This window comes from Clostridium sp. Marseille-QA1073 (assembly GCF_054863625.1).
The window spans coordinates 166316-183120 of sequence record NZ_JBSVQM010000001.1 but is presented as its reverse complement, the minus strand read 5'-3'; the positions used below and the strand labels follow the sequence as shown (position 1 = coordinate 183120).

The window sequence follows — 16805 nt, the reverse complement described above, 5'->3', positions numbered from 1 at the left end:
CTAAAATAATCCTACGGCAAATCTAGTTATAATTCCTGCAATCATTCCAAAGAATGGATCACTTATTGCTGTTACTCCCATAGTAACACCACCAACTAAACTATCTGATCCTGCTAAGGCAGCAGCTGCATTTCCTGGTACTGTTACTAAAATACCTAATACAAATAAGAAACCACTAATTGATTGAGAAGGTACATATTTACCTATCTTTGGTAGTAATCCTAAAAATAATATGGCAGCCATAATTAACATCATGATTACACCAGCTGCTAATGGATGTGGAGCACTTCCCGTTGCTGAAATTATAGATTCAACTGGTGCACCACCAAATAATGAAGAACCCATATCAGCTAAGCTGCTGATAACGGAAAGATGATCAATATTTACATTCGTATTAGCCATACTTCCAGTAATTTGTCCAAAAGCTATATTAGATCCAATATTTAAACATACCATTCCAAGTGCCCCTCTTAATACTTTACTATTAAAACTAAGTTTACGTCTTTCGATTTTTTCCTTAGGTATTTCAACATTTCTCATATCCTTATTAAGAATATTTCCAACAATACTTGAAATAACTACTGAAATAGTAATAGTTAGAACTAAATTATTTGTAGCAAAGTATATTGCTACTGCAGCGGCAATTGATACAATACTTACAACTTTTTCACTTTTTATCATATCCATAGATACCTTTGCAAGCATTATTCCAACACCTGCCATCATACCTGTAGTAATTGTTGGACCTATAAAATTTACGATTTTACCTAAAAATCCGAATATTCCTATACAAGTCATTATAACTGCACCAAAGAATATCATTGAAAGTCTTTCTTCCATATTCTTGCCAGCAGTTCCTGCATATGTTATAGTTTCTGCTTGAAAAGAAATAGGTGCAACTGAGCCTGTTAGTAAATTTCCAGCTGCTCCTGCTAAAAATGCAAATGCTGTTGGAATTGAAGCAAAACCAAATGTTAATGCTAACAATCCTTGTGGTAAGCCATTTAGAACAACACCTATGATTGCTAGAAAGTCAGTAAGAAAGTCTGACATAGTTGTTTTCCCCCTTTAAATTGTCCACTTATCCTCTAGTAATAAATAAATCCTCATAGTCAGAACCTTTACGGAGTTCTGGTAGAGACATCTGGACCATATCACCAGAAATATACGAAGACATCAACTTTTTTTCATCTTTATAATAACACTAAATTCGAACATTTTCAACATATTATTTAAAAATGTACGTATTTTTACAAAATATCAAAATAATATTAGCTAATAATTTATTCAAAATAAAAATACTTTAAAAAAACTCCACATTTCTGTGGAGGTTTTTAGTGGAATTAAAGCATAACTTATAATGCAATTATTACTTATTAATTCTATAATTAAAAAATCTATATTCATTGATTTCTTTGCGCATTTCTTAATAATATATTTATCTCTTTGAATATCTTAATACTGCAATCCCATTATCCATACTATACTGCTCTAAATGTAAATCTATCTTAGGATTATTCCCAAGGAATAGTGGTCTGCCTTTTCCTAATATCGTAGGAATTATTCCAATTACATACTCATCAATAATATCTGCTTTAATGAAATTATCTACGAGACCCCCACCACCAAATAAGAATATATTTTCACCCTCTTTTTCTCTTTCTTCTTCTATTACTTTGCATATATCACCATTTATGAAATGTATATTGTTATGATCTTGTAATTTTTGTGATGTTGCTACATATACTTTTTTATTATTAAAATCATTATGGAAGTTTTGGTCATAACAGTTTTTCCCCATAACTACAACATCTACACCATTTAAAAATTCATCATAATCCCACTTTTTTTCGGTATCTAGTTTATTATCGCCATCTCCAACTATCCAATCAAATCCGCCATCTTCTGATGCTATATATCCGTCAATGCTTATTGCTAAATTTAGTATTATCTTTCTGCTCATATCTTTCCCCTCACTTTCTTATACTTTTAAATATATTAATTATTTGTCAGTAGAACTTTTTATATTCAGAATTTCTACTTGATACAAGATACATTATAACTTATAATAGTTGACACCTTATGTCATATTGAAAAGGAGATATTTAATATGAAAGCAGATAGATTAATTTCTATATTAATGTTGTTACAAATACATAAAAAATTAACAGCCAATGAGTTGGCTCAAAGATTAGAAGTCTCTGTTAGAACTATTTATAGAGATGTGGAATCTTTAAGCAGCCTTGGAATACCTATATTTAGTGATAGAGGAACAAACGGAGGAATAAAGCTTTTAGGAGATTATAAAACTTCTTTAAACGGAATAAATGATGACGAAATTTACTCACTATTTCTCCCAACTGGTGATAAAATTTTAGAAGACTTGGGAATTCAAAAACTTAAAGACTCTACAATACTTAAGCTCTTAGGTAATTCCTCTCCTTATCAAATTAAAGAAATTGAAAATATTCAAAACTATATTTACATAGATATGCATACTTGGAGTGAAAATCCTACTAATGTAAATAAAGATATTCTTTCTGTATTGCAAAATGCTATTTGGAATCATAAAGTATTAAAAATAGTATATAAAAAAATTAATGAAACAAAAGAAGTAATCTTAAATCCATTAGGATTAGTATGTAAAAGAGGTATTTGGTATTTAATTGGAATTAACGCTGAAGTTATCAAAACCTATAAAGTAACCTCTATAGAAAATGCCCTTTTGATAGATGAGCACTTTGACAGACCAAGTGATTTCAATTTAGAAGCTCATTGGAAATCATCTACAAGTAATTTTAAATCTTTAATTCCTAAATATACTTTTACTTTTAAGGTTAATTCTTCTATTATAAATCATATAAAAGAAAGAAAATTTATAACTATAAATAATGAAGTTGTAAAAGATAATGAAATTTATTTAGATATAAATTTTGATGATATTTGGAAAGGCATTGAATTTGCTTTTACATATGGTAAAAATATAAAGATAATTAAACCTATTGAAGCTATTAATGAAATTAAAATAAAAGCTTCTGAAGTAATTAAACTATATGATAATTAAAATTAAACATATGCAAATAAGAAGCCACCACAACACATTTATGTATTATGGTGGTTTCATGGTTCAAATGCATGGGTTATCAGAAACACCTCGCCTCTTCTATTTATCATTTATGCATGAGATAATACAGGGAACATTAAGTCTCCTGTTTTAAATGGATTATCTTTTCCTATTTTAATAAAAAGAGTAGTATCTTCCTCATTTACTAAAGTTTTTTCATAAGAGGAAATATCCTTTGGAGTAAATCCCAAAACTACTTTTTGAGTTTTCTCATTCATCATTGCATTGATAATATTATCTAACTTTACTTCTTTCCTACTAAGCACTTCTTGTAAATATAAAATATCCTCATTAAATTCACATATAACTACCGTATCATAGTCCTCAAGATAATAAATGTTATTCTTCATAAAATTTGTGCAATAAAACATTATAAGAGATGTATTATTTTTCACAGAAACTTTTGAGAAAGATATTGTATTACAAGCCATATTGTAAATAATTTCTCTATCACTATCATTATCTATACTCATCTTTCTTATCTTCTCCGTCTTCTCCTCTTTAGTTTTGTTTATTGAGTATTGATATTCATTACATATATCAAATCCAAATTTCGGGTAGAAGTCAAGAACACTATCATTAGCAAAAAGATAGATAAGATCACATTTATCCTCCCATTCTTTTAAGATTAATTCCATAAGCGCTCTGGACAATCCTTGTCCTCTATAATCTTCATCTGTCATAACAGTTCCAATTTGTACATATCTCTTTTGCTCTCCTAAAATTAAAAAATCTATAATACTTACTGAAACGTTAGACACTACTTTATCTCCATCTAATAAGGAATATGGTATATACTTATCTCCCCAATATCCATCCTCGTACCATTGTTCAAAATTAAAACCATAAGTTTTTTCTGTTAAGCTATTAAAACTATTTCTTAATGTGACGTCATCTTTGTAATTACACTTATAAATATATTTTTTTCCATCTATTAATAAAACTTCACTCATATTTTTATTTTCTCCTTAATTTTATAGACATACATATTCTTATCTTATCTAAGTGTTTTTCTTAAAGCAACCTTACAAATTTTTATTAAACAAAAATAAGCCATAAACTATATAAAGCTAGCTTATAACTCATTACCTACAATTTTACATTAGGATTTAAATATTGTTTTCTTTTTCTCATCCTACCTTTATAAGCAATTGCCTTCTTTAGACAACTTTGAGTACATGCCACACATAATTCACAATGATGATTTCAGTTTTGCTACCTTCGACCATTGTAATATTATTTACCGGACATCTTTTAGCACATAAACTATATCTAATACAATTGTTATCTACTGTATAATAAGAATTAATAATTAAAAATTTTATATGTAAATTAAAACCATGCATAAGTTAAATTTTCATTAAGGGACCCTATAACTAAAAAATCCTGTTCAAATATTCATTTTTAAAAATACAACCAACATATACGCCTGCGTAACTCCTACATTCCGCCAGTTCCATAAAATGGTTACAAAAAATATTATAGTATTTATTTCTTATTACTTAATAGTGTAAATTACACTATTAAATAAAAAAGACTGTTCCTTAACTAATTTCTTAGTTTTGAAACAATCTCTTCATTTAATTAATTATATAGTTAAGTTTCATGGGATATTCCAAAGTTTACCTTATCACCATATATTCATCTAACTTTAGTAAAAATCATATTTATTTATGATACGGTTCTCCTTACCGTGGGTAAAAAACTTATATCTTTACTACAAGACTCTTCTAGTTCACAACTAAATATAATCTCTATCTTTACTTGAAAACCTATTTGTTGCATATGTATCACATTTTTTAAAGTTTTTCATGATATTATTATGTATAAAAGGAAGTTCGAACTCGAACCTCCTCTTTGTTTATCAGAAAGTATCAAAATAAATTTTGATACATCCCCTTTATACTTTCATATTTAAGAAGCAAAACTTTTCACCCTTTTAAAAAATACCTATAACTTTTGTTGATACTCTCATCTGTTATTAAAAATATATGCTTAATTTTGTATTTCTATTTTTTAGCAAAAACCATTTCTTATACAATTACAATTTTTATTTTTTCCACACTTATTACATTTCCTAATTTTTCCGCATTGATTACATTTAAAACATTCATTACATTCGAGACATTTATCACTTTCATCACTTTCAAAACCTTCATCACATTCAAACCATTTATCACATTTAGAACATTTATTAGTACACCTACAAACCTCTACACATGCAGATGATGTGTTGTTAGACGGATTAGGATCTGGTGTTGTTGAAGTTACTTTTGCTGTATTAACTATACATCCTTTAGCAGATAACCTTACTGTTCCTACAATTAAAATAACTCTAGAGCTTTTAGCTGGTAATGTTCCTATACTAAGAGTTCCTGGCCATGGATCAAATGTTACCCCTCCATCTATTGAAAATTCTGGTTCCATAATACTAGATGGAACATTATCAGTTAACACTACATCTTCTGCATCTGATGGTCCTTTATTGGATACTGTAATTACATAAGTTAGAACTTCTCTTGGCATTACTGGATTTGGACTCCCTGTCTTTTCAACCGAAACATCTGCTGATGGCTCAGGCTCTATCTCTATACATATAGCCGATATATTATTAAGTGGATTAGGATCCGGAGTTGTTGAAGTTACATTTGCTGCATTAGCTATACATCCTGTAGCCGATGAATTTACTGTTCCTCTAATTAAAATAGTTTTAGAGCTTCCACTTGGTAATGTTCCTATATTAAAGAAGCCTTCCCATGGATTAAATGTTACTCCTCCATCTATTGAAAATTCTGGCCTTATAATGCTAGATGAAACATCATCAATTAAAACAACATTTTCTGCTTCTGATGGTCCTGCATTAGATACTACAATTGTATAAGTTAGTACTTCCCCTGGCACTACTGGATTTGGACTTGCTGTCTTTACAACTGAAATATCTGCTTCTCCTGGTACTTGAGTAACTTCTGTAATTACTGTGGATGTGTTGTTAAATGGATTAGGATCTGGTGTTGTCGAAGTTACATTCACTGTATTAGTTATAGTTCCTGTAGCTGATCCTGATACTGTTCCTCTAATTAAAATAGTTCTTGATGCTTCCGCTGGTAATGTTCCTATACTAAAAGTTCCTGGCCATGGATTAAATGTTACTCCTCCATTTATTGAGAATTCTGCTCCTGTAATACTAGATGGAATACTATCAGTTAACACTACATTTTGTGCATGTGATGGTCCTGCATTCGCTACTAGAATTGTATAGGTTAGCACTCCTCCTGGTGCTACTGGATTGGGACTTGCTGTTTTTTCAACTGAAACATCTGCTTCTGCTTGAGGCGCTATCTCTATGCATATAGATGATACATTATTAAGCGGATTAGGATCTGGTGTTGTTGAAGTTACAATTGCTGTATTATTTATACATCCTGTAGCTGATGAATTTACTGTTCCCCTTATTAAAATAGTTCTAGAACTTCCAGCTGGTAAGGTTCCTATATTAAAGGAGCCTGTCCATGGATTAAATGTTATTCCTCCATCTACTGAAAATTCTGGTCCTATAATGCTAGATGAAATATTATCATTTAAAACAACATTTTCTGCAGCATTTGGTCCTGCGTTGGATACTACAAGTGTATAAGTTAACACTCCTCCTGTCATCACTGGATTTGGACTTGCTGTCTTTACAACTGAAACATCTGCTTCTCCTGGTATTTGAATAACTTCTATATTTACTGTCGATGTGTTATTAGACGGATTAGGATCTGGTGTTGTTGAAATTACATTTGCTGTATTAGTTATAGTTCCTGCAGCTGATGAACTTACTGTTCCTCTAATTAAAATAGTTCTAGAAGTTCCAGTTGGTAAGGTTCCTATACTAAGAGAACCTGTCCATGGATTAAACGTTACTCCTCCATCTACTGAAAATTCCGGCCCTATAATGCTAGGTGGAATATTATCAGTTAACACTACATTTTCTGCAGCATTTGGTCCTGCATTGGATACTACAAGTGTATAAGTTAGCACTCCTCCTGGCATTACTGGATTTGGAATTACTGTCTTTACAATTGAAACATCTGCTTCTCCTACAACCGGGATAACTTCCACATCTACTGTAGATGTGTTATTGCCTGGATTAGGATCTGGTGTTGATGAAGTTACAGTTGCAGTATTGGCTATAACTCCTGTAGCTGATGGTGACACTGTTCCTCTTATTAAAATAGTTCTTGTTTGACCAGCTGGTAATGTTCCTATATTAAGACTTCCTGGCCATGAACTAAAGGTTGCTCCTCCATTTGTTGAGAATTCTGGTCCTATAATACTAGATGGAATACTATCAGTTAAAACAACATTTTGCGCATCTGATGGTCCTGCATTCGCTACTACAATTGTATAGGTTAGCACTGCTCCTGGTGCTACTGAATTTGGACTTGCTGTTTTTGCAACTGAAATATCTGCTTCTACAGGAGCAATAACTTCCACATCTACCGTAGATGTGTTATTGCTTGGATTAGGATCTGGTGTTGTTGAACTTACCTCTGCAGTATTACTTATAATCCCTGTAGCTGATGGTGACACTGTTCCTCTTATCAAAATATTTATTGTTTCACCAGCTGGTAATGTTCCTATATCAAGACTTCCTGGCCATGGACTAAAGGTTGATCCTCCATCTGTTGAGAATTCTGCTCCTGTTATTTCAGGTGGAATAGCATCCGTTAAAACAACATTTTGGGCATCTGCTGGTCCAAAATTTGATACTGTAATCGGATAAACTACCATCCCTCCTGCAGGTACCGGATTCAGCCCTACTGATTTAAAAACTCCAACATCTGCTTCTTGAGTAGATTCGTTAACTTCTATAACTGATGTTGATGTGTTATTACTTGGATTAGGATCTGGTGTTGTCGATGCTACAATCGCAGTATTAGTTATGAAACCTGGAGCTACTGAAGCTACTGTTCCTCTTATTAAAATAGTTCTTGTTTCCTGATTTAATAATGTTCCTATATTAAGACTCCCTGGCCATGGACTAAAGGTTGCTCCTCCATCTGTTGAGAATTCTGCTCCTGTTATTTCAGGTGGAATAGCATCCGTTAAAACAACATTTTGGGCATCTGATGGTCCAAGATTTGATACATCAATTGTATAGGTCAAAGTCTCTCCTGACATTACTGGGTTTGGACTTCCTGTTTTTATAACTGAAATATCTGCTACTACAGGAGCCCTAACTTCAAGTGGTACAGGATTAGAATTCACAGTAAAATTGTTTTCTATTCCCCCTTCTACAGGTGTATAAGAATAATTTATTGTTGCTGTATTAATGGTTGGATTAGGGGTTGGAACAGTATTAACTACAGCATCAAAAGTTACAGTAGCAGTAGAACCTCCTGGAATATTCGGTATAGTAAATCCAATATTAGGATCTAATGATTCCTCTGATACTCCATTAACTGTTACGCTACCAGCCACAAATAATAATCCATTGGGTACGTTATCTTTAAAAAATACATTTGTTAAAGGGCTAGTACAAGTATTTTCTAATGTTACTGTATAGGTTACTGTTTCCCCAACACTTGCAACAGGGGTACTAATAGTTTTTACAGGTATAAATAGAGGAACCTGAACTTCGTTTAATGATACATCATCTATAGCATAATCATTTCCAATAACCTCTGGCCCTTCACTTAAAAATTCTACCGTTAAGCTTGTGTTATTTTGTGAATTGATTACAGTACCTATTTGTTTCCATTCTGGAGCATTTGTATTAACGGGAATCTGGGCTCCCAATGTTGCACTATATAGTACATCGCCATTTGAACCAAGTATTCGTACACCAAGCTCAGGATTTGGATATCCTGTTACTTTAAATAGATTTAAAATCCAAGAACTAAATAAATAGTTTGTATTAGGCTGTACTGAAACTACATCTCTAAAAAAAACAGCCCCTGGATTAAAACCATTTACCACCATCATTCTTCCTGTTTCATTACCTGTAGTATGGTCTGCAATACGCCACCAAGCACCTATTTCATTACTCATTGCATTAGTCATAATGTTTTGTACTGTATATTCACCACCAATAGGTGTAAACTTAGTTGGATCCGGCAATACATAGGTAAAATCTGGAGTTACACCTGGGTAAGGTTCAACTGGAGCACCCGTATTAGCAGGAGTACCTGGAGGGAAAAAACCAAATGTTCCATTATCAGCAACATTAATAAGATTTACATTTGAAACTGACACACATGGATCTAGTATATTTTGTATAGGTGTATATATAACTGGACCATCAAGGAAATTTTCATTTGTTAAGTTCGTACCAGTTACAGTAACTAAAAGTGTATCTGGTGTTAATGAATCTAGGTTAGTTGAGCCTGGTGGAGGATTCGTTGCAAAGCTTATTGGAGGGTTTGTCCCTACTGGAACAGGTCCAACTACTGCGTTATTGAAATCTCCTGGTGTTGGAACGCCTCCAGGTGTTCCAAAGGATTGTACAATTCTATAATCACCATTTGGTACATTTATAAATGAATAATTTCCATTAGCATCTGTAAGAACTACAAGTCTAGCATTTGTTACTATATTTTGTAATACTACAGGTACATTAGCTATACCTGAATCTCCTGCATTAATTGTAGCACTTCTATCTCTATCAAATATAACGCGACCTGATACTGTCGCCATAATATCACCTCATTTTATCATCACAACTATATAATGATATTTTTTATGATATATACTATGCATTGGTATGTTCTTTTGATTATGATTTTCGCTAGTTTTCTACTTTTTTAGACTTTAAAAACTATAATTAATTAGTTTATTTCATATCTTATCTAAGTACTTTTTCCAAAACAATCTTACAAATTTTTATTAAATAAAAATGAGCCATAAACTATATAAAGCTAGCTTATGACTCGTTAAGACATCTTGAAGAAAATAATAGATCAGTATGGTTAGCATATTTGGTCTATTATTTTCTTTCAGATGCCTAAATCAATTATTTTCTTTTTTCCTGTAAAATAATTCTTTCTATACTTTTTTCTGATAAAAAATACTTGGTAGCAAGAGATTCTTTACAAATACCTCTATTATACTCTTCATAAATAGCTGTATTTCTAATTGCAATTTCTTTTCTTATATTAGTTGTTTCTCCCCATTTCTTTCTATTGCCTTCTTTTTTAGGAATATATATATACTTTCCATCCACATACTGCTGGATTAGGTCAATTATCTCTTGGGGAAATATATCTTGAGCGTTAATATAGCACATTATGTTCCTCCTAAATTTAACTTTTCTTACTTAGGATTAAACAAAGGCTATTTTCTTGATTATGTTTTTAACACAATAGCCTTTGCTATGTGTTAATAATAAGTTTTCTCATAAATAATTGTCTCCTTTTTTTCCTTTTAAATTATAGATTAATTCTATTCCCATCGAGATGGTAATAAATCATTAATAGTAAGTATTATATCTTTCTTTATCATTACTTCACATTTATAATTTTCATCATGGATTTGGCAAATAAACTCTCTACATCTTCCACAGGGTGGAATTATTGTTCCATCTTCATATACTGCAATTACTTTTGTTATTCTATTTTCTCCAGCAGTAATCATAGATGCAATAGCAGCATGTTCTGCACAAAATCCCATAGAACAAGGTGTATCTATGCATACTCCAGTATAGACTTTTCCACTTTCACTCAAAATAGCTGCCGCAACAGAACCAGCATAAGAGTTTTTAGAAAGTTCTCTAGGATTTAATGTATTTTTTGCAATATCATATAATTCATTAAAATTCATAATTATAATCCTTTCAAATAAATTTTTATATTTAAATTAATATATATTATATTAGTTTATATGTTTTTCATCAATATAGCGTTCCTTTATTTCAGTAGTAAATACAAATAGTAGAAATTATATCTACTATTTTAAATTTCTTGTATCAAAATATTGTTCTTACTTTAAAAGTTATTTAATAGACTTAATTTTATCTAAATCTGAGCTGCAAAGCACTTCAAGATTTTTAAAAATCTTTTCCTCAGTCCAATCCCACCATTTTAATTTTAATAAATAATCAATCAATTCGTCGTCAAATCTCTTTTTTATAATTTTACAGGGGTTACCTCCAGCAATATGATATGAAGGAACATCTTTTGTTACCACAGAATTAGCAGCAATAACTGAGCCATCTCCAATATGCACACCAGGCATTACTGTAACATTCTGTCCAATCCATACATCATTACCCACCACAGTATCACCTTTTATAGGTAAATCTTCAAGAGTAGGTGCTGCTTTGTCCCAGCCTCCTCCCATGATATTAAAAGGATATGTGGTTATAGATTTCATTCTATGATTTGCACCATTCATAATAAATTCTATTCCTTTTGCTATTGCACAAAACTTGCCTATAATAAGTTTATCACCTATAAATTCATAATGATGAGTTACATGTTCTTCAAATTTTTCTGCTCCATTTATATCATCATAATAAGTGTAATCTCCAACCTGAATATTAGGATTCTTTATAACATTTTTTATATAACAAATACTCTTTATATTTTCATTAGGATAAATACTGTTTGGATTTGGGCCAAATCTATTCATATATCTTGCCTCCTTTATAATTAAATCTATTTTTTTACTATTACTTCTTTTTAATCACAAATATATATAACAAATGATTAAACTATATTATTTTCTCTTTAGTTATATATCACTTACATAAATTCCATCTTCTCTGTATTATTTACTTATCTCTTCTCCATCATTTAATCATTACCTGTGGAGATTTTCTTATATTGTAATTTTAAATATTCAATGATCTCTGTCTTTTTTAGAGGTGATGAGTGCCCTAAGAAACAAGTATCAAACTCTAAGCTCTCCAACATATTTATAAAGCTTTGTAATTTAACTGAATCATACTTGTAGTTATTATAAAAATCTATACTGTAAGCATCTCCTATAAATACTACTTTTTCTTCAGGCACATAGGCTATAACAGAATCTTCTGAATGAGGTGCAATAACATTTTTTAAAATAACTACTAATCCTCCTAAATTTATTTCTAAATCATCTTTAAAAACTATATCAGCAGGTATAACTTTTATATCCTGAAGAATTTTATATTCTTTACGGATATTTGTATCTGCAAATTCAATATCTTCTCCAGTTAAAAGACGTTCGTTCATTGCTTCTTCCGTCCATTGCCATTTAGACATAACCTTTAATCTTTCATTAGTTATTTCGCATGCTATTGTTTTTCCTGTAACTGCATTCATTCCATAAGTATGATCCCAATGCCAATGAGTAATAGCCACATAATCTGGTAATCTTAAGTTTGATTCTTCTATAGAGTCATTAAATTTTTTTACATGATTTCTCGAGTTTCCTGCGTCCACCATTAAAGAATACTTATCTCCTTTAATGTATCCAATTAACGGTCTATCCGCTTCTTTGTCATTTTCAAGGAAATAAATCCTTTCTGTAACTTTTGTTAATGCCATAAAACATCCCACCTTTTTTAATATAAAGCTAAAAAATCCCCATAGATGAACAATATCATCCATGGGGATTTTATTTATATAAATATCTTCTAATATTCAAATAAAACTTAATACACAATATATAGATGTAATACCTTAAAAACTAATGTATAACTGAATATAGCTACGCCATTAAATATTGCAATTCACAACTTTAATCAATGGAAAATTGAAAATGGACAATTGACAATTAAGGTGGAAATTAGTTTTAATCAAACTAATTTCTTAAATAGATTTTTTAATACAAGTGACTGTGTCACGCGAAAAAGAAATCAATTGTTGATAGTCAATTCTCAATTGTATAAAGTAGAATTTTAATAATTTAATAACGCATTATCTAAATCTATAAATTAAATCTAGAAGTAGTACGTCTATACATATGTACATTTATAGTTATTTTATTTTTATATAAAAGAGTTCAATAGATGATATTGTTCTTAAAATGCATAATTAAATAAAGCTCTAGTATAGAACTTTAAAAGCATTTCAAACTATTTAATTTTAATAGTTTAGTTAAGAGCAAATAAAATCATCTTTTTAAATCTCCTTTTCATATAACCAAATTTTAAATTGATTGTATAATAAAATATTTTCATTGTCAACAAGGATTATATATTTGAAAAATCAAAAAGACACTCCTTCATGCTAAAAGTAAGAGTGTCTTATAGATTGATATAAAAATTAAACTCAAATATTATGTTCCAGAAAATTTTATTGGAAGTTTTATTATAAAGTTGCTACCTTCATCTAATTTACTATATACATTTATACTGCCACCATGAGCCTTGACTATTTCTCTTGATATTGTAAGCCCTATTCCAACTCCTCCAGTTTCTCTAGTCCTTGACTTATCTGTTCTATAAAATCTTTCAAATATATAGTCTTTATCTTCATCACTTATACCTATTCCACTATCTTTTATAGATATATATACATCATCAAATTTAGTAAAACAGCTAACAAATATCTCTCCTTTATTTGGAGTATACTTAATAGCATTTGAGATAATATTAATTATTACCTGGCTTATTTTATCCTTATCTATCATAATATTTATAGGCCTAAGATCTACTTGTAAATTTATATCTTTATCTAATAACTGTTTTTCAAAATTTGTTAAAATTGTAGTTATTACAGTCTCTAAATCTACTTCTGATTTATTTAACCTTATTTTACTACCCTCACATCTTGATAAATCCTCTATGGATACAGTTAATCTATTTAATCTTTGAAGTTCATCATATATACTCTTTAATCTTTCTTGAGATGGTTCCCATAGACCATCCATTATTGCCTCAAGTTGTGCTTGCATAGTGGTTATAGGAGTTCTAAGCTCATGTGATATATCTTTCGTTAGCTCTTGTCTTATTTTTTCTTGCTTATCTAAATCTCCTGCCATCATATTTATTGATTTTACGAGTTTATTAATTTCATATATACTGTAATCTTCTTTTATACTCCTAGAATAATTCCCTTCAGATATAAGATTTGTTGCATCTATTACCTTTAAGATAGGATTACTAATAGCATAAGACAATAACCATCCTACTATAATAGATATAATAAAAAATAGTAGGCCTAGTATAAATAATATTCTATCTAGCATTTTCAAAAATATAACATCTGAATCTTCATAATAAATTGGACCTATATACTCAATTTCTAATTTTCCTATTGAAGCTTCACCTTGTTTTATGTCAAATTTATCAAATGTATTTTTAATCTCTATACCTGGACTTACTTTATTAGTATTTTCTATAATTTTATTTAAAATCTTCTCGCATACAATATTATCATAGTCTCTTGCATTCCATATAATATTATCATTTTTATCTCTAACTGTTATAAGCAATCCTGCGGTTATTGCATCCGCTCCTATGTTCTCAATAGTTTTCTTATCCCATGAATTATTACTGTATGCATTTAATATTTTATTTTTAATCTCCATTTTTGACTGTTGTATTTTTTCACTAGTATATACATTAAATTTCTTTTCAATGTAATAATGATTTACTATGTTTACTAAAAATATGATACTCAATGAAAATAATATAAAAATAAGACTTACTCTATATCTTAATTTATTAAACATTAAACCTATATCCCATACCACGAATAGTTTTTATATAGGTTGGATTTTTACTATCCTGATTTAGTTTAGCTCTTATATTTTTTATATGAGTATCAATTATTCTATCATAAATACAAATATTATCTCTACTTATATAATCCATTAACTCTTCCCTTGAAAATATTCTATTAGGATTTCTAGCTAGTATAGATAATATTTTATATTCTGAAGCAGTTAATACAATCTCGTTATTATTGTATTCTACTTTTTTATTAACAATATCTATGATTAATTCATTATTAAAAATTAAGTTTTCACCTTGATTTCCCTTAACTCTTTTCAAAACTGCATTAACCTTCGCTACTAATTGCTTTGGACTAAATGGTTTTGTTACATAGTCATCACTTCCAATTGAATATCCATTTAGTATACTCTCTTCACTTGATTTAGCAGTTAACATAATTATCGGTACATCAGATTCTTCCCTTATGCGCTCACATACCTTTTCACCTGATATATCAGGTAACATTAAATCTAATATTAATAAATCAGGATTAAACTCACTTTGCTTTTTTAATGCATCAATCCCACTTGTAGCCTGTATTACAGTATATCCCTCATTTTCTAAGTACAATTTTATAACTTCTATTATCTTAACTTCATCATCTATAACAAGTATAGTTTCTTTCATAAATTATACCTCCATGGGTACTTACTTAATTATCTTATTTATATTTTCATTAAGCATTTCTTCATCCATGATTCCTACATGATCATACACTAAATTTCCTTCTTTATCTATAAATATCGTTCTTGGAATACCATTTAATTGATATTTGTTAGCTGCATCAAGATCTATATCAAACATAACGTTCATATTATATCCTTCTTTTTCCATAAACCCCTCTGCAGACTCTTTAGTTTCTCTCATTCCATCTGTAACATTTATCATTAGTATTTCTAAATCCTCATTATTATATTTATTTGTTGCTTCTTGAAAATACGGCATCTCATACTTACATGGAGAACACCAACTTGCCCAAAAATTTACTACTACAGCCTTCTTCCCTTTATATTCTGATAACTTTACTTTATTATTATCTTTATCATAAACTGTAAAATCTACTGCTGGCTGAAAACTAGAGTTTTCATCTGATACATTATCACTAGCTTCATTACCAGCTCCATTACTCTTGTAATTACTTGATAAATAATCATATCCAAATTTAACCCCTACAAGTAAAACTAACATTATAGCACTTATATATATATATCTTTTATTATTTTTCAAATTTATCACTCCCTTTATATTTTAAAATGTCAATATTGATAGTAATAGGTTTAAATAGCCAGTCATCATCATTACCCCTATAACAATTAGGAAAACTCCTGATATTCTATTTATTGTCTTATAGTTTCTCTTTATGAAATCAAAAGTAGTTTTCAAAGAATCTATTAGAAGTGCTGATAATATAAATGGTATTCCAAGACCTAAACTGTAAATCAGTAACATTGATGCTCCCATAAATACATTAGTGGAATTTGATGCTATCATAAGGGCTGATCCTAGAAATGGTCCTACACATGGTGTCCATCCAATTCCAAAGATCATTCCAAATAATATTGCAGACATAATAGAGGATTTTTTATTTCCTGTTGGGTTATCTATTTTAAAGCTTTTATTCAATAATCCTATATTTATTATCCCTAAATAATTCAGTCCAAATATTACCATAATAGTCCCTGATACTATATTTATCTCCCTCATATATTTATTGAAAATGACACCTACTGTTCCAGCTGCTACACCTAATAAGGTAAACACAAAGGTAAATCCTGCAACAAATGCTATTGAACTTATTAATGCTCTGTTTTTATAATTTTTATTATCTATATCTCCTCCGGCAAAATATGAAACGTATATTGGAATCATAGGCAATATACAAGGAGATATAAAGGTTATTATCCCTTCTAAAAATAGTAATATATAATTCATAATTTCCCTCCTAAGGCATCTGAAATAAAATAACTAGTCAACGATGCGACGTCTATTTTATGCTAG

The 16805-nt window shown here is 29.9% G+C and carries 13 protein-coding genes and 1 riboswitch; of the genes, 1 reads left to right on the top strand and 12 read right to left on the bottom strand.

All coding sequences use genetic code 11. The features are described 5' to 3' along the window. Positions 1-1053, bottom strand: coding sequence for an NCS2 family permease (locus ACY1IQ_RS00790; RefSeq protein ID WP_461612155.1), 1053 nt, complete (start codon positions 1051-1053; stop codon positions 1-3). A gap of 36 nt (positions 1054-1089) precedes the next feature. Next, a riboswitch (purine riboswitch) is annotated at positions 1090-1191 on the bottom strand. A gap of 247 nt (positions 1192-1438) precedes the next feature. Continuing rightward, positions 1439-1963, bottom strand: coding sequence for a dihydrofolate reductase family protein (locus ACY1IQ_RS00785; RefSeq protein WP_461612154.1), 525 nt, complete (start codon positions 1961-1963; stop codon positions 1439-1441). Between the two features lie 147 nt (positions 1964-2110). On the opposite strand from ACY1IQ_RS00785, the gene ACY1IQ_RS00780 reads away from it, so the two are divergent. Continuing rightward, entirely contained in the window at positions 2111-3064 is a 954-nt protein-coding gene (locus ACY1IQ_RS00780; protein WP_461612153.1) for a helix-turn-helix transcriptional regulator, read from the top strand. A gap of 110 nt (positions 3065-3174) precedes the next feature. On the opposite strand, the gene ACY1IQ_RS00775 is transcribed toward ACY1IQ_RS00780, so the two are convergent. The 10 genes from ACY1IQ_RS00775 to ACY1IQ_RS00730 form a co-directional block, all read right to left on the bottom strand. Beyond that, positions 3175-4077: a GNAT family N-acetyltransferase gene (locus tag ACY1IQ_RS00775; protein WP_461612152.1), complete on the bottom strand. Its 903-nt coding sequence runs from the start codon at positions 4075-4077 to the stop codon at positions 3175-3177. A gap of 1063 nt (positions 4078-5140) precedes the next feature. Next, positions 5141-9802, bottom strand: coding sequence for an SdrD B-like domain-containing protein (locus ACY1IQ_RS00770; RefSeq protein ID WP_461612151.1), 4662 nt, complete (start codon positions 9800-9802; stop codon positions 5141-5143). 316 nt (positions 9803-10118) lie between these two features. Further along, entirely contained in the window at positions 10119-10391 is a 273-nt protein-coding gene (locus tag ACY1IQ_RS00765) for a CD3324 family protein (RefSeq protein WP_461612150.1), read from the bottom strand. A 155-nt stretch (positions 10392-10546) separates the two neighbouring features. After that, entirely contained in the window at positions 10547-10924 is a 378-nt protein-coding gene (locus ACY1IQ_RS00760; protein WP_461612149.1) for a cytidine deaminase family protein, read from the bottom strand. 171 nt (positions 10925-11095) lie between these two features. Continuing rightward, positions 11096-11734 carry a Vat family streptogramin A O-acetyltransferase gene (locus ACY1IQ_RS00755; RefSeq protein WP_461612148.1) on the bottom strand — a complete coding sequence of 213 codons (639 nt, stop codon included), beginning with the start codon at positions 11732-11734 and terminating at the stop codon, positions 11096-11098. 164 nt (positions 11735-11898) lie between these two features. After that, positions 11899-12633, bottom strand: coding sequence for an MBL fold metallo-hydrolase (locus ACY1IQ_RS00750; RefSeq protein ID WP_461612147.1), 735 nt, complete (start codon positions 12631-12633; stop codon positions 11899-11901). Positions 12634-13366: 733 nt separating this feature from the next. After that, positions 13367-14620: a sensor histidine kinase gene (locus ACY1IQ_RS00745; RefSeq protein ID WP_461612348.1), complete on the bottom strand. Its 1254-nt coding sequence runs from the start codon at positions 14618-14620 to the stop codon at positions 13367-13369. Between the two features lie 136 nt (positions 14621-14756). Then, positions 14757-15434: a response regulator transcription factor gene (locus ACY1IQ_RS00740; RefSeq protein ID WP_461612146.1), complete on the bottom strand. Its 678-nt coding sequence runs from the start codon at positions 15432-15434 to the stop codon at positions 14757-14759. A gap of 21 nt (positions 15435-15455) precedes the next feature. Next, the gene (locus tag ACY1IQ_RS00735; RefSeq protein WP_461612145.1) at positions 15456-16034 is read right to left on the bottom strand and encodes a TlpA family protein disulfide reductase; all 579 of its coding nucleotides are present in this window, start codon (positions 16032-16034) and stop codon (positions 15456-15458) included. A gap of 21 nt (positions 16035-16055) precedes the next feature. Next, complete coding sequence (locus tag ACY1IQ_RS00730; RefSeq protein ID WP_461612144.1) at positions 16056-16739, bottom strand: cytochrome c biogenesis CcdA family protein; 684 nt, start codon at positions 16737-16739, stop codon at positions 16056-16058. Positions 16740-16805: the final 66 nt, after the last annotated feature.

What these genes read in the sequence shown, in the direction of transcription:
- ACY1IQ_RS00785 (WP_461612154.1), bottom strand. Translation starts at nt 1,963, where the DNA reads ATGAGCAGAAAGATAATACTAAATTTAGCAATAAGCATTGACGGATAT.
- ACY1IQ_RS00775 (WP_461612152.1), bottom strand. Translation starts at nt 4,077, where the DNA reads ATGAGTGAAGTTTTATTAATAGATGGAAAAAAATATATTTATAAGTGT.
- ACY1IQ_RS00770 (WP_461612151.1), bottom strand. Translation starts at nt 9,802, where the DNA reads ATGGCGACAGTATCAGGTCGCGTTATATTTGATAGAGATAGAAGTGCT.
- ACY1IQ_RS00750 (WP_461612147.1), bottom strand. Translation starts at nt 12,633, where the DNA reads ATGGCATTAACAAAAGTTACAGAAAGGATTTATTTCCTTGAAAATGAC.
- ACY1IQ_RS00740 (WP_461612146.1), bottom strand. Translation starts at nt 15,434, where the DNA reads ATGAAAGAAACTATACTTGTTATAGATGATGAAGTTAAGATAATAGAA.
- ACY1IQ_RS00730 (WP_461612144.1), bottom strand. Translation starts at nt 16,739, where the DNA reads ATGAATTATATATTACTATTTTTAGAAGGGATAATAACCTTTATATCT.
- ACY1IQ_RS00780 (WP_461612153.1), top strand. Translation starts at nt 2,111, where the DNA reads ATGAAAGCAGATAGATTAATTTCTATATTAATGTTGTTACAAATACAT.
- ACY1IQ_RS00790 (WP_461612155.1), bottom strand. Translation starts at nt 1,053, where the DNA reads ATGTCAGACTTTCTTACTGACTTTCTAGCAATCATAGGTGTTGTTCTA.
- ACY1IQ_RS00760 (WP_461612149.1), bottom strand. Translation starts at nt 10,924, where the DNA reads ATGAATTTTAATGAATTATATGATATTGCAAAAAATACATTAAATCCT.
- ACY1IQ_RS00765 (WP_461612150.1), bottom strand. Translation starts at nt 10,391, where the DNA reads ATGTGCTATATTAACGCTCAAGATATATTTCCCCAAGAGATAATTGAC.
- ACY1IQ_RS00755 (WP_461612148.1), bottom strand. Translation starts at nt 11,734, where the DNA reads ATGAATAGATTTGGCCCAAATCCAAACAGTATTTATCCTAATGAAAAT.
- ACY1IQ_RS00745 (WP_461612348.1), bottom strand. Translation starts at nt 14,620, where the DNA reads ATGGAGATTAAAAATAAAATATTAAATGCATACAGTAATAATTCATGG.